The organism is Nonomuraea sp. NPDC003560, assembly GCF_042878785.1.
In the GTDB taxonomy this organism is placed as follows: domain Bacteria; phylum Actinomycetota; class Actinomycetes; order Streptosporangiales; family Streptosporangiaceae; genus Nonomuraea.
Map to the genome: position 1 here is coordinate 22,521 of NZ_JBIAOF010000010.1, position 25,915 is coordinate 48,435.

The window sequence follows — 25,915 nt, forward strand, 5'->3', positions numbered from 1 at the left end:
CGCAGGTTGCGAAAGAAACTTAATGATGATGGATATCACGCTTTTATACGGCATGGCCGCCTAGTAGGCTTCTTGATCAATCGCATGCGGGAGGCTGTCATGGCACCAACCGACAATGGTTGGCATTTGGAGCAGAGCTGGCCGGGTCTGGTCGCCGACAGAGACGGTGTCGAGTACGCTCCGGCGGAGCTGGTAAAAGTCGCCAATGCCCTTTGGGCGAAATTCCCAGAACTGTACGGCAGCGATCCGAACGCCCGGCTGACCACCGCCACGACGCCAGGTCAGGGCTCCCAGCCCGACGTGGAGGCGCAGGGCGGAGCGTGTCAGGCGTTCGCCGATCACCTCGCGAAGGTGAATCGCTGGGACGGCGGCAAGAGCTTCGGGGCGGCGCTGGTGCAGAGCCACAAGGAGTTGACCGCGGTCTACGAGCAGCTCAACGAGAAGCTCAGGATCGCCTTCGCGCTCATCGACGCCGGCGCGGGCAACTACAAGCGCGCCGACGCCGCGAACGGGGGCTAGAGATGGCCGTAGACGTGTCCGCGGATCACCCGATCCGCCCCAGCGGGGGCGCGCCCTTCTCCGTCGACGACGACGGACGGAGCGTGAAGGGGATCAAGAAGGTGATCACGGATATCGATGTGTCGTCCCTCCAGCAGGTGGCGGCGTCCTACCTGTCGGCCGCCGATCGGCTCACCTCGATGAACGAGGCCCTGGTGTCGGGCGCGACCGCGATGGCCAAGATCTGGGAAGGGCCCTCGTCGGTGGAGTCGCAGCAGTCGCTGCGCACGCTGCACGCCACCATCCGCGAGCTGGCGGAGAAGTTCAGGGCGGTGGGCGGACCGCTGGAGGCGCTCTGCAAGCGGCTGCTGGCCCACCGGGACTTCGTGGAGCACAGGGGCGAGGCGTGGAGCGACAACGGCGAGACCTGGGACGACAGCATCCCCGCCTGGTACAGAACGATGAACGCCGGGTACGAGTGGGGCTCTCCGGACGAACTGGCCGGCCAGCATCTCCGGCTGCTCAACAACGACCTGCGCCATACCTACGAGCAGTGGCCGTTCACCATCCACAAGGTCGTGCCCGACCTCAAGGACCCGACGGCTCCGACCCCTCCGGTGGAGACGTCTGACCGCACCGAGAGGGACGACATCGATCCGGACTCCTTCACCCGTCCCGACGACCACTTCCAGGACGAGGACTTCGACGGCATCGACGACACCCCGCCCGGCGGCCCCTCCATGCCCGACGTGCCCGGCGACCCCCTCGGCTCGGACGGCTATCCGGGCGGGATCACCCCCGACGGTTCCGGCACGGGCACCGACCCCGGCGGAACCCACCCCGGCACCGGCACCCCCGGTGGCGGGGATCCCGGCGGCGCCGACCGCGGCGCCGCGTACCCCGGCGGCGGCACCGGCCCGGACACCGGCACCGGCCTGCCGGGTACGGGCGGCCTGCCGGACACCTCCGGCTCGACCACGCTGGCGGACTTCCGGCGCCCGGCCGGCTGGACCCCGGACACCTCCACCTCCTTCCCGAACGGGAGCATCCCTCCTGCGGGCTACGGCACCGGCAACGGCGCCGGCGGCGCCATGACCGGCATCGGCGCGCTCCCGCTCAACGCCAGATCCGCGTCCGCGACCGGCAACGGCTTCCCATACATGCCGATGGGCGGCGCGGGGGCGGCCGGCGAGCAGGAGGAGACGGAGAACAGCACCTGGCTGCACGAGGACGACGACGTCTGGGGCAACGACGCGGACGACGCCGTCTCCGGCAGAATCGGCTGACCGGACCGCAGGGACGACAGCCGCCGACCGCCCGGGGACCGGCCCGGCGAGGTGCCTCTCGCGTACGTGCGTCACCCGGCCGGGAGGAAGACGTGGAAGTCGCCGGGCATCCGTCCCGGCCCCCACGCCCGCAGGTCCCCCTGCGGGGAGAGATCCACCGTCCCGTTCGCGGCGATCACCGCCCGGCCCGTGGCGTCGGCCAGCTCCTGGGGGAACGTCTCGTCCGCCAGGTCGCTCCCCGCGAGCAGGATCGCGTCGTCGGGGCCCAGCCCGGGAACGGCCAGCAGCAGCGCGGCGAGCGTGCCCGGCTCGATATGGTCGCGGCGGATCAGGGCCACGTCGCCGCCGAAGCGGCCCTCCACCACGAACGCCCCGGCGACGGGCCGTACCGGGGTGGAGGGGGAGAGGGGCATGCCCTCGCTGTGCAGCCGCACCCCGGCCGCGGTCCGCTGTACGTACTCCATGAGAGGCGCGGTCGCGGGATTGAGCGCCGGCGGCGCGACCGGGATCGTGGTGGGCCCGGCGGACGGCTGGACCAGGAAGTAGTGCTGCTCGCCGTCGGCGGTGGTCTGCACGGCGAGCACCCTGAACCGGGCGTCCGACCTGAACGCGGCGTGGTTCTGCTTCAGCGACACTTCCGAGGCGGCCACGTAGTCGCCGGCCAGAATCGTCAGCCGCACGCTGTGCGGCCGGTCGCCCAGGATTCCGCCGTCCTCGACGCCCTCGACCACCTCGCCGAAGGACAACTCCGACCCGGGCCCGGTCCCGGGCGGGATCAGGCCCGCCGGCACCCGCGCGGACACGTGGCCCGCCCGCCCCGGGAGGCCGGCGAGGTCGCCGTCGGTGAGGGGGGCGGGGGCCGCCGGCTGGGCGAACGGGGGCGGTGCCTCGGGTGAGCCGGCGGCTCGCGGCAGGAACACCGGAGCGTCGGCGAGGACCCCCTCCAACTCGTCCAGCGTGTACAGCAAGCTGTCGAGCTCGTATTCGAGGTCGGCGAACATGAACTCCATGCGCAGCCCGTCCAGTCGGGACCTGACCTGGTCGATGTCGTCGGAGAGCAGCATCGAGCCGCCGTCGAGGAACGTGCGCAGGAACGGGTTGGCGGAAAGCGCCTGCTCGGCGGCCGTCCTGTGGGCGAGCAGGACGTAGAGCGCGCGGGCGGCGAGCATCCCCTTCTCCGCCTCACCGGCCGGCGGTCCGCCGAGCCGGTGCTCGTAGACGACGGTCGGGCCGGCGCGGTAGTAGCCGGGCTCGGCGTCCCTGGCGGCGTGCCGGAGGTCGAGCAGCGCCTCGTACTCGTCGGCCTCCTCGGCGGTGTCGAACGCGTGACGCAGGGCCCACCGGCCGTCGTTGAAGATCACGAGGTCGGCGGTGAGGGAGAACGCGGGCGCGTTCAGCGTCTCCCTGATCCCCGTGGCCGCGCTCGTGCGCAGCAGGTCGCTCCCTACCGAGCGGTGGACGACGCCGTTCATGTCCTGGTGCACCGCGGGCCCGGCCAGCCCCAGCGCCCGCCGTACCAACGCCTCCAGCACGGCCCTGGGCGCGTGCTCGGGCGCGAGCCTGAGCGCCTCCGAGCCATCGGCGAACGTGACGACCCGCCCCTGTGGGTGCGGCCGCTCGGAGACGGCGCCGAGGCCGACGTTCTCCGCGAGCCGCGTCGGGTCCTCGGCCGGGGCCGGGGCGCCGGCCAGCAGTTCGCGCCGCCCGCTGTCCACCCAGGCCAGCTCCTCCAGGTCGGCGAAGCGCAGCGGCCGGTCCGGACCGGCGTCCAGCACGCTGTCCGTGCCGATCGCGTTGGCCGCGATCTCCTCGTGCCTGGCCAGGACCTCGTCGAAGACGATCAGCTCGGCCGGCTGCGTGAAGCGGCGACCGGCGCTCTGGAGGATCTCCCCGAGCCGCGCGACGTCGGAGGGCGACAACGGGTTGGACCGCCAGCGGCCGTCCCGGTGGAAGAGCCGGGCCAGGCCGTCCCCCGGCTCTTCACAACCCTCGAACGGCGCGTGGAGCGGGACCAACGACCCGTCCTCGGCGACGACGAGCCGGTTGTCCCGGTTCTGGATGCCGAGCAGCGCGTCGAAATAGCCGATCAGCACGGCCTGCCGTGTGGTCGGCAGCCCCTGCGAGGTGGGCGGCAGGCCCTCGACCCACGGGACCAGGACATGGCGGTCACCGGCCGGCGAGGGGGAGGGAAGATTCACCCCGAGCAGCCTGCCGAGCTCGGTCACCCGAAGGTGCAGGTCCCTCTGGCTGGTCGAGGGGAACTCCAGGAGCATCGCGGACGAGCCGTCCGTCAGCGTGACCTGGAAGGCGCCGTCACCGACGGGCAGGGGATCGCCCACGATGCCCATGGCCTCGAACTCGCTGGGCGGCGGCCCCCAGTTGATCAGGCCGTCGATGCTGCTGTCCTGCGGGCGCGTCCCGGTGCGCGCGGCGAGATCGTCCTCGACGGCCGTGATCTCCTTGAGCAGTTGGAGCTGGGCATCGGTGTCCCCGGCCTCGTACGCCTCCTGGAGTTTGCGCCGCAGGTAGCGCAGCTCGTTGCCGCGCGCGGTGACGCACTCGTCGCGTGTCTCCTCGGTCGATCCGGTGTGGGTGTGACCGTCTCCCTCGGCCAGGCGCTGCAGGACATCGCTGATCTCGTGCAGGATGAGCCTGGCCACCTGCCCCTTCGCGACCCGAGGCGCGAGGGTCATCACGTAGTGGCCCTTCCGCTTGGGGGCGGCCTTGGTACGGCCGAGGTACCCGTCCGGTACGGGCTCCACCTGGACCTCGAAGGTGAGGGTCCCGAAGGAGTCGGACTGCACCGTGAGCGTGTCGCCGTCCCTCCAGCTGAGCGACCACAGGTCGTCGGCGTCGAAATCGGTGAGTCGGAGGTCCGTGAACGCCTCCCTGGCCTCGTCGACGGTGAGGTCGTCCTCGCCCTCCGGACGGCCGTCGGCGACGAACAGGGAGTCGGGAAGCGGGACGGCGGTGGTGTAGCCGTCGTCCCCCGCACGGTCCTGCGTGTCGTCGGGCTTGGTCTTCACCGGCCAGCCCGGCGCGGGAGCCGTGGACGGCAGGACGGCGCGTCTGCGCAGCTCGTGCCGTAGCGACTTGGCCAGGGGCGTGTCGCGGGCCGTCGCGTCGTGCAGGGCGCGCAGGTCGATCCCGTGCTGCTCGGCGAGCGCGACCAGGGCCGTCGGGACGCCGGAGAAGCGCCGTCCGAAGTCTCCGTCCTCCCCCTGTGCCCGCAGCCGGCCGTCGGGCGTGGCGAGGTAGGTCGGGGTCGAGCCGTCCGGAAGGTGGACGGTGACCCACAGCTCTCCGCCGAGCGCGCGGGCGGCGAGTTGCGCCTGCCTGAGCTGCCCGTACGGCGGCCGGGAAAGGTCGGCGTCGAGATGGACGACGGGTTCCGGCAGGGCCGCGAGCGCGGCGGCGAGCTGTTGCGCGTCGAGGCCGCCTTCCTGCATCGCGGCCAGGGATCGCGGCGGGCGCGGCACGCCGGGCGGCTCCTGCTGCGCCGGGAGCGGCGGCGGGTCCTCGGCCTGCTGCGTGATCGCCGCGAGCACGTCGTCGGAGACGAGCACGTCGGCCTCGCCCGTCACGACGCGCCGCATCCCGCCCCCGTCGTCAGGGGCGGCGCCGGAGTCCGGCGTGACCTCGAAGCGCACGGTGTAGTCGACGCGGAAGCGAACGGCGCTGCTGCTCTCGCCCTTCTCGAAGACGCTGGTCTCGTCCCGGTTCCCGCCGCTGACCGACGAGCCGTCGCTGGACTGGTCCCGGACGCCGGCGGTCACGCCGAACCAGTCCGTGAGGCTCATCGTGAGCTGGCTCAGCAAGTCGGAGATGAACGACCCGTCGTTCTCGCTGGAGGAGCCGGAGAGCGAGAGCGGGCGCAGCCTGGTGTCGCTCGCGTCGGCCTTGGTGGTCCACTGGCGTCGGTCGACCTGGCCGATCTCCAGGCCCGCGAGACCCGCGGCGATCGTCGCGGGCTCGGACAGAATCGCTCCGACATGGATCGCCACCTCCTTGCCGTGCGGCCCCGGCACCTTGAGCACCATGTGCCCGTCCTTGGCCAGCATGTACGGGAAGATGACGTTCCTGGAGCTGCCCGACAGAAGCCGGGCGAGCTTCCTGGAGTCCTCCCGGGAGAGCTTCACGCTGTGCTCGGCTTCGAGCTGCCGCTCGACGGCCCTGGCCAGCCCGTCCGCCCGCGTGCTCTCGGGGGTGAAGCTCACGGGTGCGGGAAGGGGCCGCGGGTCCGGGACGGCGACCGGCGCAGGCACCTCTCCCTTGCCCGCGGTCATGCCGGGCGGGATGAGCCGGTCGATGGTGCCGGACAACCGGGTGCGGGCAGGCCGCAGGTTCCGGGAGGGCCGCCGTACCTCGATGGAGAGCGTGATGCCCTGCCGCACCTCGGCCCTGGCCCCGTCGAACGACGCCGCCCGCCGCAGCTGGGTCTGCTGCCAGTTGCTCGCGCCCGTGCCGCTGCGCCCCCAGTCGGTGGTCCCCGTGAGCGACGTCTCGCCTGCCGCTCCCTTGGAGTTGGGGGACCCGGTCAGCGACGACGATTCCGAGATGTTCTCCTCGGACATCGTGTAGAGCTGGAGGATCTGCCCGTAGTCGAAGACCTCGCCCCGGTACTGCACGTCGTCACCCAGCTCGGCCCGTACGACGATCTCCAGCGGCTCGGTGTCCCCGTCGATCTGGACGGTGTACTCGCCGCCGGGGTGGTCCGGGTCGAGCATGTCGTCGATCTTCCCGAGCCATGTCTCGCCGGAGAAGTCGGCCGTCAGCGCCCGCCACAGCAGGGTGTCCTCGGCGAGCGCGCCCGGGGCCACCTTCTCCACCGCGGCCATGATCTCGGCCAGCAGCTCCACCTCGGTGTCCGGTTCGCCGGTCGGGTGGAGGCTCACCCCCTTGACCGTGCTCATGCCGAGGGCGTGCTGGTAGGTCGGCGCGAGCTGGGCGGACACCTCGCCGTTCGCCAGCCGCGCGGCGGCGGCCAACAGGCTCGTCAGGATCTGAGCATGGAGCTCCGGCCTGCTCAGCATGCGGTCGATGGTGTCGCCGGCCAGCTCGCCCGGACGTCCCTCGGGGATGCCGGGCGGCATGAACTCGGCCAGCCGGTCGGCGTCGAACAGCTCAAGGAGCGCGGCGAGCGCCCGGCCGACGCTGTGGCCCGAGGTGAGCGGGATGCCGGGCAGGGTGGGCAGGCCCGCGAGACCCGACGGGTGGTTCTCCCTGGCCGCCGCGAGCTCCTCGAGGTATCGGGCCATGAACGTGATCGCGACCCGGCGCCCGAGCTTCAGGTCGCCGTTCATCAGGCGTTCGGCCGCGTCGGCCAGCTGGTGCAGCGGCAGGCGCACCTCCCCGCTGACGTACAGTTCGAGCGCGTCGCGTTCGGCGAGCAGGTAGACGACGGTCCCGTCGTAGAGCCGGCCCTCCCGCGCGCCCACGGTCAGCTGGGGGGTGACGTTCATCGCGAACACGTACTGCTTGCCCGTGTCGATGCCCAGGCGTTCGGGCCCCGAGATCGCCTTCTGCTCCTCGGTGGTCGTGCCTCCCCAGGAGACGGCGGCCCCTCCGCTACCGGGCTCCACCTTCAAGGAGAGCGGCACGCCCAGGCCGCCCGTCACCTCGCGCGGCTTGGACGTCCGCTGGACGCCGTTGTGGGCGGCGAGCGTGAGGTTGATGTCGCCGACCACCATGTCGGTGACGGACAGGAAACGGGACTCGCCCGGCTCCAGGCGCAGCGTGACCGGCTCGTGCCGCGTCCCGTCCGTCGTCCGGGTGTCCACCCCCGTACGGTGACCGCTGGAGAACGCCTTGTCGCCTCTGGGCTTGCCGCGTACGTCGGGGAACACCTCGCCGTGGCTGATCAGGGCGCGGACGTTGAAGAACGCCGCCAAATGCTGGAACTGCGGCGAGTCGCGGTGGAGCGACGTGTCGAGCACGTTCGCGGCGGCCGTCGCCACGTCGCCCACGTCCAGATGGGCGACCGTGGCCCGCCGGAGCACCGCGGACCCGGTGCGGAACCGCGGGCCCTCCGGGCGCGGGTGCCCGTCCCGCGCCCGCGCGAAGGGCAGCAGGTCGGCGGGGAGCACGATCCGCGCCTGGCCCGCCTGGCCCTTGACCACCGGCTGGCTGAGGTTCGGGCCGATCATCCGGTCCACCTGGATCGTGTGCGGGACGCGGAAGACCGCGCTCAGCCCGTTGCCCTCGACGAGCTTCACCTGGTTGACGGTGCTGCTCGTCCCGGACTCGCTGGTGTTGGCCAGGCCGAAGCCGCCGGAGCCGCTGGCATTGCCGACGTCGAGGCCGGGGTGGTCCTGGAACCCGGCCTCCACCCGGACTCCCCCTTTTCTGGAGCTGTCCCTGGTGAGGGTAGAGGAGTGGGTGTCGGAGCCGATGTCCACGTTCGTCATCCGTTCGGCGCTCGTCACCCCCTCGTAGTCGACGGCGCCGAAGTCCTGCCTCAGCCTGATGCGCAGGGTGTAGTGCTCGGCGGCGAGGCCCTGCCGGTGATGGACGAGGTTGATGAACAGGCCCTCCTGGGCCGCCTGGTCGTAGCCCGTCTCCAGACGTTCGGCGGAGAACTGTTCGGCGACGAGCTGCTCGTTGGCCATCTGGCCCGCCCTGACCCAGGGGATGCGGGAGTAGACGGGCACGCCGTCGACGAGCTTGGGTAGCACGCCCTTTCCGCGCAGGTACTCCTCGACCTGGGCGCGGACCTCGTTCATGCCGGTGACCTGCTGGACCAGGGCGGGACCCGCGCCCCGGGTGTGGTCCGGCGGGGTGCCGAGCCAGGTGGGCAGCCTGCCCTCCCTGCCGGGCGGGTTCATCTTGACCGCGTCGTCCCTGAGGACCACGTTCCCGTCCGCGTCGCGTGCGACCTCCGCGGCGGGGTCGACCGGCAGGCCATACCGGTAGGCCGCCGATTCGGCCATGCGGAACAGCCCGGTGCCGCCTTCGGTGAGCTGGATCGGCGGGTGGCCGTCCACCTGGATCGTCACCGTGTGCGTCATGCCGAGCAGGAAGCCGGCGGTGTGGCCCACCGACTTGTGCACGCCCGCGCGCATGCTGACCGTGGTGACGCCGGCCGAGGCCGAGGACGCCTGGCCCCAGTCGAAATACGGGACGATCTGCGGCGTGAACTGCCCGTCCTCGTCGATCCCGATCTGGTGGTCCGCGTCCGGGTCCTTGGGATTGAGGTTGGCGCCCACGCCGCCCCCCAAGCCGTGGTGCTTGTTGCTGGAGCGTTGCTGGCCAGCGTGCGAGGACGCGTTGCGCAGCGCCTCCTGAGGATGCTCGAAGCTGGTGCCGCCGACGGGCAGGGCGCCGGGGAGCACGGTGGTGCGCACCGTCACCACGGCACGGGCCACGCCGTCCACCGTGATGGTGCGACGCAGCCCCGACGGATCGTTGACGGCCTGGCCCAGATAGCTGGGCAGGTCCTCGGTGATCGTGGTGAGGATCTGCTGGCGGGCGACGGGACTGAGGTCGAGGCGGCCGATCTGCTCGGCCGCCCGGTCCGCCAGCCGGCCCAGCCCGGTCATGGCGGTGACGACATGTTCGGGGAAGGGGATGCGCTGCCGCTCGTTCTCCGGAAGCTGGAGAGGGTTCGCGGGTGAGTCGAGGAGATAGGTGTGCGGGATCCAGAGGCTCTGACGCTGCGTGGTGTCCCCGGCGGGCATCGTGTCGCCGACCGGCGGCCCGGATGACGTGCGGACTTCCACTTCCCAGCTGGCCTTCGCCGCGAACTGGGAGGATTTGCCGCGGTAGTCCTCGACGTTGCCGCCCTGCCAGTTCTCCTGCGCGGAGGTGGAGACGGCGTGCGCGTCGCCCCAGCCGAAGTGGGCGCGCACCACGGCGTACATGAGGATCTGCCGGACGTGCTCAGCCGGTAGCCTCCTCAGCCATCTGAGCAGCTGCACCAGGTCCTTGCTGAAGTCGAACCCACTGGTCCTGCGGTCGGTGCGGCTCGACTGGCCGCCGCCCTGCCGCATGCGGCCGAGAATCGTCTCGGAGGAGCGGCGGAGCGGCTTCGCCACCTCCTCCAGGTCGGTCAGCTTCAGGCGGATCCGCACCGTCGCGCCCGCCGCGTTCAGACGCAGGATCATGCCGTCCGGCGAGACCGCGGCACGGAACGCCTGGTAAATCTGGCGTTCCAGCTCCTCCTCGGTGAAGCGCGCGGCCACGCCCTGACGGGCGAGCAGATCGTTGACCAGCTTGGTCAGCTTGGTCAGGTCGGCGATGGGGCCCGCCGGGAAGACGCCCAGCAGGGCGAGCGGCGACGGCAGGGTCGCCTCGCGCGCCGCCTCGTACGCAGTCCACCGGCTCTCCACCTCCGCAAACGCCGACTCAACCCGTCCGGCGGTGGGGGATTCCGTGCCGCTCGTCTCGATCAGGGCGGTCAGCGCGGCGTCGACGGCTTCGAGGGCGTGCGCGGCGGCCTCAGCGGCGGCTTCGTACCGGCGTGCCACGCCGGCATGGAAGTCGGCGGTGGCCGACGCCGACCTGGCGTCCTGCTCGGCCTTGCGCCTGCGCTCGGTCGCGCCGTCGTCCCTGGCCACACGCGTGCGCCTGGCCCCGGCGTGGTCGGGGCGGGTCGCATTCCGCTGCGCGGTTCGGGCATCCTGCTCGGCGTCCCGTGCCGCCCGGCGGTGCCGGTGGCCGAGCGCGACGGCGTGCTCCCTGGCGGCCTCGATCGCCCGCGCCCGGTCCTGGACGTGCCTCCAGAGCCGCCTCACTTCGGTGTTCGGCCGGCCGTCCGTCCCGGGCGGTGCGAGCGACGCGGGAGGGGGCGCCTCCGCCCGCAGCTCGGCGAGCATCTCCCGGTACCTCGCCAGCGCCTCGGCCGCCGCCTCGATACGGGCGCTCAGCAGGGTGTGGTCGACCGCGTTCCCCTCGATCACCTCGTCCAGCAGGGCACGGAGCTCCCATTGGGCCTCGCGGGCCTCGATCGCCAGCGACTCGGCGCGCTCGTGCCGAGCGCCGAGCGTGCTGAGGTCGGCCGCCTCGGCCCGCCATGCGCGCGCGGCCTCCACCTTCTTGCCGGCCAGGGCGTTCGCCGCCTGCTCGTACGCCCTGCTCGTCGCCTGCTCGTAGGCCCGCACCACGTCACGCTGGGCCTTGACGGCCTCGCCTGTCGCCTCCACGGCCTCATCGGCGGCCGAGCGCAGTGCCGCGACCGTGGCCTGGCGTTCCGCCACGCTCCCGCGCAGGGCGGTGTGCAGCGCGTCGATGTCCCTGGCGGCACGCGCGCTCTCCGCCTCCTCCTGCACGGCGACCTGGCGGTAGTGCTGCTCGTAGCTGCTCGCGAGCCTGAGCAGCTGCGAGACGAGCGCGGGCGGCGGAGTGAGCAGGTAGCGGCGATCCTGCTCCATCCGGTCGAAGAGCAACTGGTACGACTCGGCGGCACGCAGGGCCGAGTCCGCCGCCGCGTTCCTGTCCGCCGCCGTCGCGGGGGAGCGCCGCGCCGCCGCGGTGAGCTCGCCGGCCGCGGCGCGCAGCGCGCGGATGTGCCCGCGGAGCACGTTTTCCTCTGGCAGGGCCGCGTCGGGCAGTGCGGGGACCAGGGCGAGGCTGTTCACCTCCGCCTCGAAGTGCTGCTGGAGCAGGCGGGCCCGGTGCAGCGCCGTCCCGAATTCGGTGATCCGCGTCTCTGAGCTGTCCGCCAGGTGCACCAGCGCCCGGGCGTCCTCGTACGCGGTCCTCGCCTCGGAGACCGCCTCCAGCAGCTTGTTCTCGCGCCCGGCCGTCGTGACCATCGCCTGGAGCTGCAGGTCCGCCTCGATGCGCAGGAGCCGGTCGATCTGCGCGGTCAGCGCCAGGTCGAGATCGAGCACGGCGTACTCGATCGCCCGGCCCTGCTCGTTCATCCGGGCCACGAGGCCGATGATCGACGGCGTGGTGGGTGCCGGAGCCGGTTGCTGGGCCGAGGAAGACGGCGGCCACACCCCACGAGCCTGAAGAAAGTCGCGTACGACGGCGCGCTCGGCCATGAGCACGTCCCGCTGTGACCCGGTCACCTCGCCGATCCGGCGGGCCAGGAACACCTCCTCACGTACGCGCGCCGCCAGGCACTCGTCCCGGCCGTTCGGCCGCCTGATCAGGCGGCGGAGCAGGTTCTGGCGAGGGTGGCCGCGGGCGTGCAGCGTGTCGACGATCTCGTGCAGCAACAGCCTGGCCACCTGGTCGGGGGCCACGCCGGGAGCGAGCCGACCCTTGTTGACGTTGCCTGCGTACGCCACGGTACGCCCGAGCCGTCTACGGGAGACGTGGCCCACCTCGAAGACGAACGTCTGGTCGGGGCGGTCGCTGAACTCGACCACCAGTGTGCCGGGCCCGGTCCAGCGCAGGGCGGTGACGTTCGCGCCGATGTCCGACGCGTGCACCTCGGCCTGGAACGCCGCCCGCGCCTCCTCCACCGTGAGGGGCGGCACGCCGCTCTCGCGGCCGTTGGCGACGAACGACCCCCCCAGGGGACGGCCGCCCACGACCGCGTGCGAGCTCTTGACCCGCCGAGCCGCCCCGATCAGCCGGGAAACCAGCGTCCGCGCCCGCTCACCGGTGACCGCCTGCTGGACCACCGGCACGGGCGCCGCCTGCTGCGGGGCAGGACCCTGCTGTCCCGTCATGGGGGATCCGGCCGCCTGCGACGCCATGCCGGTGATCACGGTCTCGGACGTCCTCGCGGGCTCCGGCGTGGTGGACGACCCGGCCGGGTTCACGGTCTCCGGAGTGGTGAACGTCTCCGTCGAATTCGCGGAATCCGGTGTGCTCGCGGCGTCGGGGTTATGGGGGGCCACAGTGTGGCCGGGGACCGCTGTGGCGTCGGACTTGACCGGCGCGCTGGTCGAGTCCGACCCGTTCGTCGCTCCCGGGTCGCCGGTCGCGTCAGGAGCACCGGCCGGGTCCGGGGTGGTCGGCTGGGAGTCGGGGGTGCCGGTCTTCTCGACGGTGGCGGGGGTGTCCTGGGCAACGGCCGAGCGCTGGTCGGGCGCAGGGTCCTGTACAGCCGGCCGCTGGTCCTGAGCCTGGCCCTGCTCCTGGCTCTGGCTCTGGCTCTGAGGCCGGCTCTGGTCCTGGGGCTGGGGCTGGGGCCGGCTCTGGTCCTGCGACTGGGGTTGGGCTTGGGCAGCGGGTTGGGAGTCGGAAGGGTTCCGGGTGTCGGAAAGTTGTTGGGCCTGGGGGTCCTGCTGGGCTTTCGTGTTGTGGGACGGTTGCGATTTGAGCGTCTGGGGCGCGTCGGGGACGGCGAGGTCGGGCGTCTGTGCGCCCCGGCCTCCTCGTGCCCCGTAGTTCTGCGGCACCATCGGGGTCGAGCCGGAGTCGGACGGGCTGGCTTGGGGACCGGCCGTGGACGAGAGGTCACCGAGAGAGGGACCCGCCGTGGCGGCGGACCCGTTCTGCTGGGCCGCCATCGCCTCGTTCAACACATTGCTCAGCGAGGTCACGGGGGTGACGGCCGCGTGCAGGACCTCCAGATTGGTCGGGCTGAGGGTGTTCGTACGCCCCGCGCCGCCGAGGAAGCCGCCGTAGAAGCCTTCCGCGCCCGGCAGCGCGAACTGGTCGTAGACGGCGTAGTTGGCGACGATGCTGCCGGCGGGCGAGGCGACCATGTTGTTCAGGCCGGTGTTCAGCGCGCGTCCGGGGAAGCGCAGGAACGCGTTGCCGACGCCGCGGTTGTCGCCCGCCATCCGGTTCAGCCGCGAGATGCCGGGCAGGTCGTTGGCGAAGCGCGACATCGGATCGCCGAGCTTGGTGCCCGCGATCGCGCCGGCGCCGGCGCCGATCGCCGCCGCCTTCACCTTCTTCCAGTCCCACGAGTCGCGGGTGCCCATCTTGATCTGCTGGTACTGGGTGGTGAGGTCGATCAGGAGCTCTTCGGAGATCTCCTCGAACAGCTCGTACGCCAGCGCCTTGTTGAAGAACGACCCCGCGCCGGCTGCGGCGAGCTTGCTGACCTGGCCGCTCGCGGTGACCGCGCCCGACCTCGACGCCACCAGCGCCAGACGCTGCATGATCATGGCGATCCTGGTGCCTCCGGCGGTGCCGACACTGCGCAGGATCAGGCTGGCGAGCGGGAAGAAGCCCGCGGCGATCAGGGCGATGAACGCGGCGATCACCGCGATCCAGAAGGCGACGTTGATCGAGAGCTTGGTGTACTGCGTCTCGCGGGCGAAGTTGTCGACCATCTTCGCGTAGGAGAAGGACTCCTGGGCCTTGGCGACCACGCCGGCCTTGTCGTCGTAGAGCTTGGCGAGCCGCTTGAAGATGGCCGGTTTGGCCGGCGACTGGAGGCTGCCGTTGAGGGTCTGCACCGTGGCGGCGGTCGGGTCGAGGGTGCCGATGAGCAGGTTCATCAGCTTGACGTACTCGACGCGTAACTCCCAGAGCTTGCTCTCGCTTCCCTCGGGCCAGCTCTGGCCCGCCGTGAGCAACGGGATCAGGTGGTGGACCACCCAGCCGGGCAACGCCTCGGTCTCCCAGACGGGCTCCACGTCCTTGGTGGCGATCCCGCCGTCGAACGCGCCGGTGCCGCCTGCCGGCTTCCGCGCCTCGTCGGTGGCGGTGGTGACGTCGCCCTTGCCCGCCATCATGCCTTTCGGTAGGCGTTCGACAGGCCCAGGTCGATCGCCTGCTCGGTGGTGAGGGTGTTGGAAACCGTCGCGCGCAGCAGCGGCCCGGAGCCGGAGATCTCCTTGATCAGATCATCGGTGTCGCGCAGGAATCTCTCAGGACCCCCGCCCGCCAGGTACTGCCTGCTGAAGGACACGCCGTCCGGCCCGTCGCCCTGGGGACGGGCGGCGTTCAACGCCCGGATCCGCGCCGCGATGGCGGGCCAGGCGGTGCCGAGGTCGGTCGCCATGGCGTCCCACTGGTTCAGGCTGTGGCTGATCGGTTCGCGGATGTGCACGTCCGCCCGGTCGTCGGCGCTCATCGGCGGCGTCTTTCTCCCGGCAGCGGGCCGGAGAGCTGATCGAGCACGGTGTCCAGGTCGCCCTCCAGATGGGCGCGTAACTGCTCGGGCGGCACCACGGGCTCGAAGAGGTCGACCAGCTCCTCCAGCGCCTTGGCGGTGGCCCGCCGGATCGTGTCGGTGATCGCGTCGGCCAGCCCCCTGGCGTTGGGCCGACGGTACAGCCGGGGGTCGAGATCGAGCCTGATCAGCTCGCCGCGGACGCTCACCGTGGCCGAGACGAGCCCGTCGGCGGATCTCTCCGTGACCCGGATCGCCTGGGCGCGGGCGTTGAGCTCGCTCGCGTCGCGCTGCATGCGCATGAAGGTTTCGCGTAACTCGTCGGCGTAGGCCTGGAGCCCTACTATGTCAGCGTCTTCGGTCAAGGCCCCACCCCCTAACTGGGGTGAATATAACAACAACATCATCTGGCTCGAAAGAGATCATCAAGGATGTTGTTCACCGGCCGCCCCGATCATCACAGCCTGCTCGCCGAGCGCTGAGACCTCCTCCCGCCGCACCCAGGCGCGGTACACGCCGCGCTCAATCCGTTCCAGGCCGAGCCCGGCCGCGTGCAACGCGTTCCCGCCGGTGTACTCGACGAGTAGCTCCGCCTCCCGTTCCGCGTGCACCAGGAAGGGGGCGCCGCGCCACTCGCAGAAGGTCGTCACGTGCCAGACGGCCGCGCAGCCGGCCGCGGGAACCGCGCGTACGAACCGGCCGGGCGCCGCCTCCTCGAAACCGTCCGCGGGGGCCGGGGCGTACAGGCGCATGAACAGCCGGCCGTCGACGAGGTCCGGCGAAGCCTCGTACTCCGTCCCGTCCCAGCGGGCGCGGTACGACTCCCCGTTCACCGGTCCGCCACCATCAGCCAGCGGCCCAGGTCGGCGTCGTACCTCGCCTGGACGCGCTCCTCGCCGTCGGACCCCAGCTCCACGATCTCGGCGCCGTGCGGCAGGCCGACGCCGTCGATCTTGTACTCCCTGATGGTCTCGGCGGCGTTCGGCACCAGGCCCATGCCGGCGAACGGCGGCTCCTCGATCACCCAGCCGGCCATCGCCGTCCGGCCCCGCTCGTCGACGCCGCCGTACGGGGTGCGGTAGAGCTCCACCCCGACGGCCGGCCAGCGCAACAGGTTGACCGCGCCCTCCGCGGTCAGCGCGTCCTCCTGGAGCAGCGCGTCGGCGAGCACCGAAGGGGTCGCGATGTGTTCGACGTCGAGCGCGTGATGGCAGTAGCCGGACACGCGCGGCCGTTCGTCGTCCAGCAACTCCTGGATCTGCGCCACCTGCAGCAGCTTCTGCACGATCGGGACGCCATGACCGGGCTCGGCCACCAGGTCCTGCTCCAGCGTGGGCACCGCCAGCCGCGCGACCGTGCCCGACTCCAGCAGGAACGCCGGTTCGAGCCCCGGGTTGACCGCCAGCCCCCAGCGCGGGTCGGGCCAGCCCGCCGCGAGCTCGACCAGCGACAACACCCGGAAATGCCGGGCCGCGCCGCCCGTGGCCTCCCGCATCGCCTCCTCGGAGGTGAACACGGTCACCCAGACCCGGTCGGCCCCCGCGTACGTCGGCCAGGCCACGGCTTCCTCGCCCCGGGCGGCGGCGTCGCTGACCGGGCAGGCGAAGTCGGCGTGGCGTAGCAGCGCGAGGCAGGTGGTGAGGTCGTGCCGCCCGTGCGCCTTCTGGAGCCGCTGCTCGAACGCGGTCGGTGCCTGCATGGCGACACCCTAGTGGGTTGATCCACTTCCCTGTAGGTTGCGCGTGTGACGGATCGGCCGATTGCCCGCACCCGCGACGAGGCTCTCGTGTACCTCGACCTGAACCCCTGCGCGTGCGGCTCGATGGAGACCGAGTGGGACAGCGGCGTGGTCAGCGTCGATGGCGCGCTGGCCACGTGCTACTCGGGTGCCTGTGAAGACTGCGGCGCGGCGCGGGAGTACCTGTTCTCGCTGCCCGGGCGCGAGGTCATGCCGGTCGGCTGGCCGACGTTCGGCGGCGCGGAGCCGTCCGAATTGCTCGACGCCGGGGAGTGGATGTGGCTCGCCGACCTCACGGCCGGTAACGTCCCCGAAGACCCGGAGAACGCCCGCCGGGCGCTGTCCATGGCTCGTTCGGCCGTGGAGGAAGTGCTCAAGTTCATCCCCGAGGGGCAGGACGACGTCCCCGCGGCGGCCTTCTGGTCCGCCCGCGGACGGGAGGTGCGCGCCGCCGAGCCCCCTCGGTTCCGCCGCGACCGCCTGATGGTCGTCAGGGACACCTACCGCGATCTCGCTGACCGCTGACCTTCCCCGGCCGGGCCGGTCAGGCCGGCGTGTGCGGACTGTCCTGGTGGTCGTGTCCCGCGAGCGACCGGCGGCGATGGTCCCTCGGGCTGAGGTCGTAGGCGGTGCGGAACGCGCGGCTGAACTCGGCGCCGTTCCTGAAACCCCAGCGCATGCCGATCTCGCCGATCGGATCGTCCTTGAGCCGCGGGTCGGCCAGGTCGGCGTGACAACGTTCGAGCCGACGCCGGCGAATGGTGGCGCTGACGGTCTCGTGCCGCTGCTCGAACAGCGCGTGCAGGGTGCGTACGGAGATGTGGTGGTGCGCGGCGATGCTCGACGGCCCCAGATCGACGTCGCCGAGATGCTGGTCGATGAAGGCGTCGATCCGCGCTGCCAGGATCCGCTGCCGGCTCTCGGCCGGCAGTTGGCGGCCGGCGTCGATCCGCGCGGCCAGGAAGGCGGCGGCCAGGTCCACGCCGATGGTGCCGAGGCGAGGCAGCTCGGCAGGGTGGCAACCGTCGGCGTGCTCCAGCAGGCCGGTGAGGTAGCGGGACAGCAGCGCCCCCGAGCCGGTGGCCGCCCGGAGCCTGGTGGCCAGCAGCCGCTCCATCTGGCCGCTGGTCAGCGGCAGTGCATCGCGTGGCAGGAACAGCAGCGTCACCCGGGTCGGCCGGTCCGTGCCGAGGAACTCGGTCACGTACGGGGAGGAGGTGTCGAACAAGCCCATGTCACCGGCTTGCAACAAGGATTCGTTGCCGTGCTGCCGCAGCCGGTTCGCGTTGTTGTGCAGCAGAAAGAGCTCGTAGCCTTCGGGGTCGTGCCGGCTGATGTGGGCCGGGGTGCGCCGGCCCTTCAGCGGCGACATCGTGAAGTCGCCCACCCGCACATGCGACAGGTCGATGGACCGCACCCGGCCGTGGAAGTCCTCGGCGTGCTCGCTGGACAGCGCTGTGGGGACGACCTCGTGCGCGGCGATGTGCGCCCACCACTCCAGGCGATCCTTCCTTGGGATCGCATCGGTGGACAGAGAGACCACCGGGCTCGGTCTGACCGTGCGGTGGATCCAGGAACTCCGGTACGGGTGATCGCACACCGCGTCTACGCTGTCGGCCACCGTCCAAGGGTCCACAAGCCTGGCCCCGGCCGCAAGACCAACAGCGCGTCAACTCGCTGCCGCAATCGATGGACAGCCCGAACGCTCTGCCTGACCCCCATCTTCGGGGTCGTCCGGCGGGGCGTGGAACGGCTGGGACCATCGGGCACGGGTCGATTCCCGCGTTGGCGCGGTGCAGCGGTGCCCGGCGCAGTCCTCCAGGGGCCGCGGTGCGCGACGCCGGGTGCCGCACAGCCCGCGGCGCCCGGCGAGGGGCGTTCAGGAGTGGACGGCGCGGATCTCCGTCACCGTGAACGCGTCGACGATGTGCCGGTTCTGCACCAGGAACCCCACCACTCCCGCCACCGCCTCCACGCCCAGAGCGGCTGTCACCCGTGCGCTCAGAAGGTAGACCAGGGGCGTCGACGGCTGGGTCAGCGTGAGCCCGCGGTCGTGGCGGTGCACGTCCTGCAACGCCCTGATGGGGATCGGCCGCTCGGTGGTGAACCACGCCGCGACCTCCCATTGCGGATGTGCCGGATCGGCCTCGGCACAGGCGTGGTAGCAGGCGACGCAGCCATGGCCGGCATGCCGCCCATGCGGGCAGGTCCATTGGGCGATCTCGGCCGGGCTCTGGTCGTGGGCGCTCAGGACGGCCGCTTCGGTGACGCGGCGGCGCGCCGGCCGTGACCGGTCCTCCGGCGGAGAGGCAAAGTCGCTGCTGATGATCGGATCCCTTCCCGGCTGCATCCCAACACGTCGGAGCCTAGCGGCGGCGGCCTGTGGAGCCGGTCGAGGGCTTGATGACCGCGGTCCAGTGTCTGCACCGACCGTTCCATGATGGAGTTCATGCGCGGCATTCGGATGCCGGTGAATACGGTCTGGATACCGATTCTGGCGAGATCTCGTCCATGAGAACGGTGACCTTGCCATCACGGTCTCGAATCAGGAACGGCGGCCGGCAGCCCGTATGGCGTGCTCGATGACTGCGCCGGCAGTTTCGCCATGCGGCCGAGGCGGGGCTGTCGGGCCGCCTGCCGATCGAGTGCTCGTCGCTCGCGACCGGCCCGGCCGGGACGACTGGTCCCGGCTCGGGCGTGCGTTCGTCAGAGGGTGCGGCGCGGGCCCGCCTGGGCGCGGATGGCGGTGGTCGCGGCGTTCAGTTCCTGCTCGTCCTTGATGGTGCGGTTCTCCTCGTACGTGACCCCGGGTGGCGGGGCGTCGTGGCCGAGCGGGTCGGCGTCCCAGAAGTTGCCCCGGTAGACGACGTTCTCCAGCGGCGGGCCCACGTGCAGCACCGCCGTGTTGTCGGCGCGCGCGACGACGTTCTCCTCCACCCGAACCCAGGAGGCGCCGTAGTCGGTGTAGAGCCCGAAGTTGTACGGCGTGCGGGTGTCCTCGATGACGTTGCCCAGCACCAGCGCCCCGTCGTCATGGGAACCGCCCTGCGGCCCCGACACGTACACGCCGCCGCCGTCGGCCAGCACCTGCATGGTGTCGACGGTCCGGTTGCGTACGATCCGGGTGCCATCGCCGGGACCGGCGGTGATCCCGCAGTGCGGCACGTCCCTGACCTCGTTGTGCGCGACGACGCACCCGGACGTCCCCATCACCGCGATCCCCGGCGATCCCGGATATTCGAGCCCGACGCCGCGCACCCCGTTGTCCTCGATCAGCGTGCCGCGGCTGCCCGTCACCACGACGGCCCCCGCCGAGAGCGTGTCGAAGTCGCAGCCGCGCACGACGTGCCCCTCGCCGCCGGACACCCCCAGCCCGGACGCCCCCAGCCTGGTGAACCGGCACCCCTCGATCACCACGTCCGAGCAGTCCTCGAACGTGACGCAGGCGGGAATCGTCACGGAAGCCGTGGGATACGTCACGGACGCCCCCTCGCCCAGCTCCGCCACGCCGCCGCCGCCGCCCTCGTAGAAGCCGCTGCCGTGATAGTGCACGAAGCCCTCGGGGCGGCTCGGACGCAACCAGGTCGCCTCGGCGAACGTCAGCCCGCGGAAGGTCACCCGCCGCGCGCCGGACCCGCGTACCAGGGTCTCCAGCGCCGGGGCGACCACCCGCGTACGGGCCGGGTCCTCGCCGGGACGGGGCAGGTAGCGCAGCACGTGGTGGCCCGGCCGTGAGCGGTCGAGCACGAACGTGCCCGGCTCGCGCAGGAAGCTCGGGTCGTTCTCGATCCTGGTGGGCAGGCCGGGACCGGCGGAGGTGGTGCCCTCCCAGGTGGAGTTGTACAGCTCGGCGGCCCACCGGAAGGCGGGCGTCGCCATGGTGATCACGGTCCGGTCGCCGTCCTGGGCGACGTCCGCGACGGGCAGGCGGCCCTCGGTCCACGGGTACACGCCGCGGTGGACGAACTCCACGTCGCGCGGGCTGGTCCAGGCCAGCGGCGCGGCGCTGTCGGTGACGTAGCCGGTGGCGGTCGCGGCCGGGGACGAACCGGGCAACCCCTCGATCCCGGCCCGTTCGGCGCGGCGGCCGTCCACGTAGAGCTGGCGGGTCTCCAGGTCGCCGACGTCGGCCAGCCAGACGCCGTCGCGCACCTGCCAGCCGGTGATCGTCCGGCCACCGCTCAGCACGACGTCCTCCTGGTCGGGGGTGCCGTGGCCGTACGCCTGGTAGACGGTGCCCGAGTCGGCCTCGGTGAGCTCCAGAGGCTCGCCCAGCACGTGGACGCCGCGCCTGAGATGGACGACGGACTCCCCGCCGGACTCCCTGGCGGCCTCCCGGGCGCGTCGGACGGTGGCGAAGGGGCGGTCGAGGGAGCCGGGCCAGGAGTCGTCCCCGCCGGGTGCGACATGGAAGTGGAACACAGGTTTCCCCTTTGCTGTTTATGGCGTACACGGAGTAGTACACCATAAACGAGGGAGGTGCCAATGGCACGAGGTGTGGCGGGGGACCCGGACCAAGGGGTCGAGCTGCTGTGGCGGGACGCGGAACGGGAGCCGCGGCCCGGCCTCAGCCTGGGCCGGATCGTGCGGGCCGCGGTCGAGCTGGCCGACGCCGAGGGCCTGGAGGGGTTGTCGATGCGCAAGGTCGCCGACCGGCTGGGCTTCACGACCATGTCCCTCTACCGCCACGTACCCGGCCGCGACCAGCTCGTGGACCTGATGCGCGACGAGGTGCTGGGCGAAGCCCTCGTCACCACTTCGGACGCCGCCCCGGACACTTCTCTGGACGCCGGCCCGGACGCCGATGGCGGCTGGCGAGGGCGGCTGGAGGAGGCGGCCCGGCGGGCGTGGGAGCTCCGCATGCGGCACCCGTGGCTGGCCGAGGTGCGCGGCTCCCGCCACCTGCCGGGCCCGAACGCGGTCGCCCACTACGACCACATGCTCGGCGCGCTGACCGGCACCGCGCTGCGGCCGTCCGAGGTGGTCGCGGTGGTCGGCCTGCTCGGCCGGTTCGTGGACGCCGAGGCGCTGCTCCTGGCCGAGACCCGGCGCGAGGAACGCCGCAGCGGCGTGTCCGAGCAGGAGTGGTGGGGTGCCCGCGACTCCCTGTACGAACGCCTCGACCGCTTTCCCGCCCTCTCGCGCCTGTGGGAGACGGGCGGCTGGGACGACCCGGAGGACTCCTTCACCTTCGGCCTGCGCCGCCTCCTCGACGGCGTCGAGGTGCTGATCCGAGAGCGTGACGAAAGCCGTGACGAAAGATGCCCCGAGTGTGGCACACCACTGGAATCCGCCCCCTCGGGCCGCCCTCGCGTCTACTGCTCGCGAGCCTGCCAGCAACGCGCCTACCGCAAGCGCAGAGCGGCCGACTGACCCAACCCGGCGGGCCTGTGCGGTGCTCGAACGCGAATACCGTTGCTGAACTGGGCGTTCGTAGAGCGATCAGGCTGCTCCGCGGTACTCGGCGATCAGTCCTGGGACGGTCCTCCGGCGGTGGATCGGGGAGGTCATGTCGATCACCTGGCTGGGGGCGTGCAAGGGGGGAGGAGGGAGCGGTCTTGATGCGGGCGATGCTGGTTGACATGGCGCCCGTGTTCGGTCAGGACCTTGCGCAGGTGCCGCCCGCCTGGATGAGCAGGTAGTCGCGGCACTCGCGGCTTAGCCTTCCTGCCAACCGTTCGGGCGGCGGAGCCGCCGGAGGCTCTCAGCCGATCAGGTTGTAGGCGGCGGCCACACTCAGGTAGGCGAGCGCGGCGAGGACCACGACGGTGCAGTGAACCCGTCCGGCCAGGGTCCACCAGCCCTTGACCCAGGCCAGCCCGGCGGTGACCAGCGTCACCCCGGCCCCGGCCGCGGCCAGGACGGGCAGCGTGGTGATGGCCGTGAACAACGGGCTGCCGCCCAGGAAGAACTCGGCCTGGTTGGCGTCGAAGTCGGCGAACATCGCCACGAGCGATCCGGCGGAGGCCGTGACGAGCACCGCCGTGATCCACGCGGGCAGCCCGGCCAGGCGTGGCCCGCGAACCGGCCGCCGCCGCGCCGCCCGCCCGCCTCCGGCGGCGACCCCGAAAGCACCCGCGACTGCGGATCCGTCGCCGACCCCGCCGGCCCCGCCAAAGCTGCCGGGCCCGCCATCCATGCCGGGCCCGCCGGACCCGCCGGACCCGCCGGACCCGCCGGGCCCGCCGGGCCCGCCGGGCCCGCCGGACCCGCCGGACCCGCCGGACCCGCCGGACCCGCCGGACCCGCCGGACCCGCCGGAGCCGGTGGGCCTGCGGCGGCGCCGGGCGAGGCGTACGGCATGCGCGAGGGGTCCGCCCACAGCCGACAGCAGCAGCACGGTCAGGCTCACGCCGAGCACGCCGAGATGAAAGGTGGGCGACTGGTACCAGGCCAGGCGCTCCAGCGGCCCCGCCGGGTTCTCCGTGGCCAGCAGGCCGTCGGGGCGGAACCGGATGGTGCGGTAGCCGTTCTTCTCACGGAACAGGGCGGGGGCGATCTGCGTCCACTGGCGGCTCTCGGTGGGGCCGAGCGCGACCGCGCCGGTGGTGGTCAGGAGGCCGTCGCCGGCCGCGCTGACCGTCACGGTGCCGGTGAGCGAGCTGAGCTTGCCCAGGTCGGTCATGTCGGCGGCCAGGGCCGTACGGTAGGTGCCGGTGTACTGGGCGACGTCGGGCAGCGGGCCCGGCGTGCCGTCCGCCGGGGCGGGGGCCGGGGCGAAGCGGTCGGCGAAGGCGTTGACCAGGGACCAGGCGGAGTCGGGGCCGCCCTTGCCGATGCCGTTGTAGGAGGCGTAGACGCCGATGCCCCGGTCGGGGATCAGCGCCATGATCGCGAAGTAGCCGGGAATGTTGCCCCGGTGCACCAGCAGGCGCCGGCCGTTCCTGGTGTACTCCTGGAAGCCGTACCCCATGCCGGCGGTGCCATCGGCGTTGCCGAAGTGGCGGCTCTGCATGAGCCGCACGCTGTCCGGCCTGAGTATCCCCCTGCCGCCGGTCAGCTGGGCCAGCATGAACGCGGCCATGTCGGTGGCGGTGGAGCGGAAGCCGGCTCCGTGCGGCGGCATGTGCCCGTATTTGGCCCCTTCTGCCCGGACCTGGTGGCCGTCCTGGAGACGGTAACCGGGGGCCAGCGCCTCGGCGACGGGGCCGGGCTCGGGCTGGGCCATGCTGGAGTGCGTCATGCCGAGCGGGCGGAAGATGTTCTCCTGCACGTACTGGTGGAAGGGCAGGCCCGAGCGCACCTCGACCAGGTAGCCGGCCAGGCCCATCCCGTAGTTGGAGTAGACGGCCCTGGTGCCGGGCGGCCGGATCCGGGGCGGCTGGTGGTCGGCGAGGTGGGCGCCGAGCGGGTGCACATCACGGGCGGTGGCCGCGCCGGTGCCGAAGTCACCGCCGGCGAACCCGGCGGTGTGGGTCAGCAGGTTCGCCATGGTGACCGGCCGGCCCGGGTAGGCGTCGTCGATCTTGAACGTGGTGAGGTACTGGTTGACGTCGGCGTTCAGGTCGATCCGGCCTCGTTCGACGAGCTGCATGACGGCGGTGGCGGTGATCAGCTTGGCCACCGACGCGGGGGCGAAGACCGTCCGCTCGGCGTCCACGGGACGGCCGGTCTCCACGTCGGCGACGCCGTACCCCTGGGCAAAGACCTGACGGCCGCCGGCCACGACGGCGATCGACGCCCCCGGGATGTGGTGCTCCTTGAGCTGGCGGGGCACGTAGGCGTCGGCGAACTGCCGTGCCGACCGTGCCGGATCGGCCGCCGTCGCGGCGGCGGGGGCGCTCACTGCCAGCAGCGGCGCGGCCACCGCCAGCGAGCACATGAGGGCACGCCAGCGGGATGATTTGCGTTCGAGCAGCATGAGCTGCTCTCCTTTCTGTGGGAGCACGTACGCGTCAAAGGCACGCCGTCACGGCGTGGTCGTGCGGTTCCGCCGTCCGGGGGTGAGTTGCCGCTCGCCCCCGGACCTGTGTCACAGGCTCGTCAGTCGACGCTGAGCAGAATCCTCTCCATCGCCGCGACCTTCTCCGTCAGCTCGCCCAGCCTGGCCTGCACCTCACCCTGTCGCTGCACGGCCTGCTCGGCCAGTTCGCGATATCTGGCCATCTCGGCGGTCAGCACGTCGGTGCGGTGCCGTTCGAACCGGAAGTAGAACGCCATGCAGGCCGTGATCGCGCCGAACAGAATCAGCACGACCACGATGGGGATCACGATGGAACCGATGTCGATCACTGCGGGGTCTCCTGCACCTGATGGGGTCCTTCCTCGTCGTCCGCGCGCAGAGCCGCGAGGACGGTGTCGATCGTCAGGGTGAGCTCGAAGGGCAGCAGCTCGATGTACTTCATCGCCTTGCCGTCGGCCGACAGCTCCAGCCGCCCTTCGATCAGCCCCGCCTTCTCCAGCCGCTCCAGATGCATGTAGAGCAGCGCGCGGGACACCTTGATCCGGCGAGCCAGCTCGCTGACGTGGATTCGGCCGCCGGCGAGCTCGGCGAGGATCTGCAACCTGAGTGGATGCCCGACCGCGCCGAGCAGGCGGAGCAACTCTTCGCTGGTCGGCATGTCGTCCTTGGAGAGGGTCTGTCTTGCACCTGTTAGTTCAGTCTTACAGGTGCAAGTGTACGCGTCAAACCCGGGACGCTGAGGTCGGCCACGTCGTGGGGTTCCGGGCGCGGCGGGCGAGTCCGAGGCGCACATGACGATGGGCGCGGCCTGGTGGCCGCGCCCATCGTGAGGCTCGCGTCGTGGTCAAGCGGCGTGATCACGTCTCGCCGCGTCGGGATGTGGATCGCCTTACCTCGAGCTCTCCTACGGCTGGTCTCCGGCCTTGTCGACGACCTTGGCCGTCATCCGTGCGCTCCACACCAGAGGAGTGCCCGCCTTGACCGTGCGGGTCGCGCCGCCAGGAAGGTCGAAGGTGCGATCGGCGACGCTCTCGCCGTACGTCCCCAAGAACTGGTAGTCCTGCGCGCTCACGATGATCTCGAAGCGTTCCCAGGTCCCCGTGTACGCGAACGCGACCCCGTGGCGGCCTGCCGCGTCGATCGCGTCCTGCTTGACCGCGACCCCCTGGATCATGGGCAGCGCCCGGAACAACGCGGCCCGCACGTCGGCGACCAGCGGCTGCTCGCCCAGCAACTGGGAGATCGTCCGGAAGATCCGCTGCTGCCTGGTCGCGTCGGCGTCGTCGAACTCCGTCACGGGGATCGCGTCGACGCTCGCCCCGATCCTGGCGATCATCTCCTCGGGTGTGACCGGCGCCTCGGCCAGGTCCGCGCCCGTGACGCCGGTGCCGTACTCCTCCGTGACGAGCTTGCCGCGCCCGTTGTCCAGCGCCAGCTGCTTGCCGTCCAGGCTGTGCCACGTCTCAAGAGTCGTGCGCCGGTCGCGATCCACCTCGGGCTCCGGCTCCTTGCGGAGCGGAGCG

16 protein-coding genes are annotated in these 25,915 nt (G+C 71.7%); 4 read left to right on the top strand and 12 right to left on the bottom strand.

The annotated features are described in order from the left end of the window. Positions 1–99 precede the first annotated feature (99 nt). Positions 100–519, top strand: coding sequence for a hypothetical protein (locus ACFYUV_RS33700; RefSeq protein ID WP_387675652.1), 420 nt, complete (start codon positions 100–102; stop codon positions 517–519). Positions 520–602: 83 nt separating this feature from the next. Continuing rightward, positions 603–1,784, top strand: a complete 1,182-nt coding sequence (locus ACFYUV_RS33705; protein ID WP_387675655.1) for a WXG100 family type VII secretion target — start codon at positions 603–605, stop codon at positions 1,782–1,784. Positions 1,785–1,855: 71 nt separating this feature from the next. On the opposite strand, the gene ACFYUV_RS33710 is transcribed toward ACFYUV_RS33705, so the two are convergent. The 5 genes from ACFYUV_RS33710 to ACFYUV_RS33730 are packed head-to-tail and all read right to left on the bottom strand — an operon-like array spanning position 1,856 to position 16,450. Continuing rightward, a complete protein-coding gene (locus tag ACFYUV_RS33710; protein ID WP_387675658.1) occupies positions 1,856–14,371 on the bottom strand; it encodes a hypothetical protein in 12,516 nt (4,171 codons plus the stop codon). Further along, positions 14,368–14,712, bottom strand: a complete 345-nt coding sequence (locus tag ACFYUV_RS33715) for a hypothetical protein (protein WP_387675661.1) — start codon at positions 14,710–14,712, stop codon at positions 14,368–14,370. The genes ACFYUV_RS33710 and ACFYUV_RS33715 overlap by 4 nt, the downstream gene beginning before the upstream one ends. Further along, on the bottom strand, positions 14,709–15,116 hold the full coding sequence (locus ACFYUV_RS33720; protein ID WP_387675664.1) for a YbaB/EbfC family nucleoid-associated protein: 408 nt from the start codon (positions 15,114–15,116) through the stop codon (positions 14,709–14,711). The genes ACFYUV_RS33715 and ACFYUV_RS33720 overlap by 4 nt, the downstream gene beginning before the upstream one ends. Positions 15,117–15,176: 60 nt before the next feature. Further along, on the bottom strand, positions 15,177–15,584 hold the full coding sequence (locus tag ACFYUV_RS33725) for a hypothetical protein (RefSeq protein ID WP_387675667.1): 408 nt from the start codon (positions 15,582–15,584) through the stop codon (positions 15,177–15,179). Further along, positions 15,581–16,450 (bottom strand): SseB family protein, encoded by an 870-nt coding sequence (locus ACFYUV_RS33730; RefSeq protein ID WP_387675669.1) that lies wholly within the window; start codon positions 16,448–16,450, stop codon positions 15,581–15,583. The genes ACFYUV_RS33725 and ACFYUV_RS33730 overlap by 4 nt, the downstream gene beginning before the upstream one ends. 45 nt (positions 16,451–16,495) lie before the next feature. On the opposite strand from ACFYUV_RS33730, the gene ACFYUV_RS33735 reads away from it, so the two are divergent. After that, a complete protein-coding gene (locus ACFYUV_RS33735; RefSeq protein WP_387675672.1) occupies positions 16,496–17,014 on the top strand; it encodes a hypothetical protein in 519 nt (172 codons plus the stop codon). Positions 17,015–17,033: 19 nt separating this feature from the next. On the opposite strand, the gene ACFYUV_RS33740 is transcribed toward ACFYUV_RS33735, so the two are convergent. The 3 genes from ACFYUV_RS33740 to ACFYUV_RS33750 all read right to left on the bottom strand — a co-directional run bounded on the left by ACFYUV_RS33740 (position 17,034) and on the right by ACFYUV_RS33750 (position 20,911). Next, positions 17,034–18,110, bottom strand: coding sequence for a helix-turn-helix domain-containing protein (locus ACFYUV_RS33740; RefSeq protein ID WP_387675675.1), 1,077 nt, complete (start codon positions 18,108–18,110; stop codon positions 17,034–17,036). A gap of 258 nt (positions 18,111–18,368) precedes the next feature. After that, positions 18,369–18,839 carry a hypothetical protein gene (locus tag ACFYUV_RS33745; protein ID WP_387675678.1) on the bottom strand — a complete coding sequence of 157 codons (471 nt, stop codon included), beginning with the start codon at positions 18,837–18,839 and terminating at the stop codon, positions 18,369–18,371. Between the two features lie 356 nt (positions 18,840–19,195). Then, positions 19,196–20,911 carry a right-handed parallel beta-helix repeat-containing protein gene (locus ACFYUV_RS33750; protein WP_387675681.1) on the bottom strand — a complete coding sequence of 572 codons (1,716 nt, stop codon included), beginning with the start codon at positions 20,909–20,911 and terminating at the stop codon, positions 19,196–19,198. Positions 20,912–20,974: 63 nt separating this feature from the next. Here ACFYUV_RS33750 and ACFYUV_RS33755 point away from each other — a divergent pair, with 63 nt between their 5' ends. Beyond that, a complete protein-coding gene (locus ACFYUV_RS33755) occupies positions 20,975–21,862 on the top strand; it encodes a TetR/AcrR family transcriptional regulator (RefSeq protein ID WP_387675684.1) in 888 nt (295 codons plus the stop codon). A gap of 331 nt (positions 21,863–22,193) precedes the next feature. Here ACFYUV_RS33755 and ACFYUV_RS33760 read toward each other — a convergent pair whose 3' ends face one another. From ACFYUV_RS33760 to ACFYUV_RS33775, 4 genes are all read right to left on the bottom strand, one after another. Then, positions 22,194–24,350, bottom strand: a complete 2,157-nt coding sequence (locus ACFYUV_RS33760) for a serine hydrolase domain-containing protein (protein WP_387675686.1) — start codon at positions 24,348–24,350, stop codon at positions 22,194–22,196. A 122-nt stretch (positions 24,351–24,472) separates the two neighbouring features. Beyond that, the gene (locus tag ACFYUV_RS33765) at positions 24,473–24,721 is read right to left on the bottom strand and encodes a hypothetical protein (protein WP_352326865.1); all 249 of its coding nucleotides are present in this window, start codon (positions 24,719–24,721) and stop codon (positions 24,473–24,475) included. Next, positions 24,718–25,050, bottom strand: coding sequence for a winged helix-turn-helix domain-containing protein (locus ACFYUV_RS33770; RefSeq protein ID WP_364339121.1), 333 nt, complete (start codon positions 25,048–25,050; stop codon positions 24,718–24,720). The genes ACFYUV_RS33765 and ACFYUV_RS33770 overlap by 4 nt, the downstream gene beginning before the upstream one ends. 246 nt (positions 25,051–25,296) lie before the next feature. Beyond that, a complete protein-coding gene (locus ACFYUV_RS33775; protein ID WP_387675689.1) occupies positions 25,297–25,884 on the bottom strand; it encodes a hypothetical protein in 588 nt (195 codons plus the stop codon). Positions 25,885–25,915: the final 31 nt, after the last annotated feature.

Excerpts from the sequence above, each read along its gene's own strand:
- ACFYUV_RS33700 (WP_387675652.1), top strand. The coding sequence starts at position 100 with ATGGCACCAACCGACAATGGTTGGCATTTGGAGCAGAGCTGGCCGGGT.
- ACFYUV_RS33710 (WP_387675658.1), bottom strand. The coding sequence starts at position 14,371 with ATGATGGCGGGCAAGGGCGACGTCACCACCGCCACCGACGAGGCGCGG.
- ACFYUV_RS33715 (WP_387675661.1), bottom strand. The coding sequence starts at position 14,712 with ATGAGCGCCGACGACCGGGCGGACGTGCACATCCGCGAACCGATCAGC.
- ACFYUV_RS33730 (WP_387675669.1), bottom strand. The coding sequence starts at position 16,450 with ATGCAGGCACCGACCGCGTTCGAGCAGCGGCTCCAGAAGGCGCACGGG.
- ACFYUV_RS33745 (WP_387675678.1), bottom strand. The coding sequence starts at position 18,839 with ATGCAGCCGGGAAGGGATCCGATCATCAGCAGCGACTTTGCCTCTCCG.
- ACFYUV_RS33755 (WP_387675684.1), top strand. The coding sequence starts at position 20,975 with ATGGCACGAGGTGTGGCGGGGGACCCGGACCAAGGGGTCGAGCTGCTG.
- ACFYUV_RS33760 (WP_387675686.1), bottom strand. The coding sequence starts at position 24,350 with ATGCTGCTCGAACGCAAATCATCCCGCTGGCGTGCCCTCATGTGCTCG.
- ACFYUV_RS33770 (WP_364339121.1), bottom strand. The coding sequence starts at position 25,050 with ATGCCGACCAGCGAAGAGTTGCTCCGCCTGCTCGGCGCGGTCGGGCAT.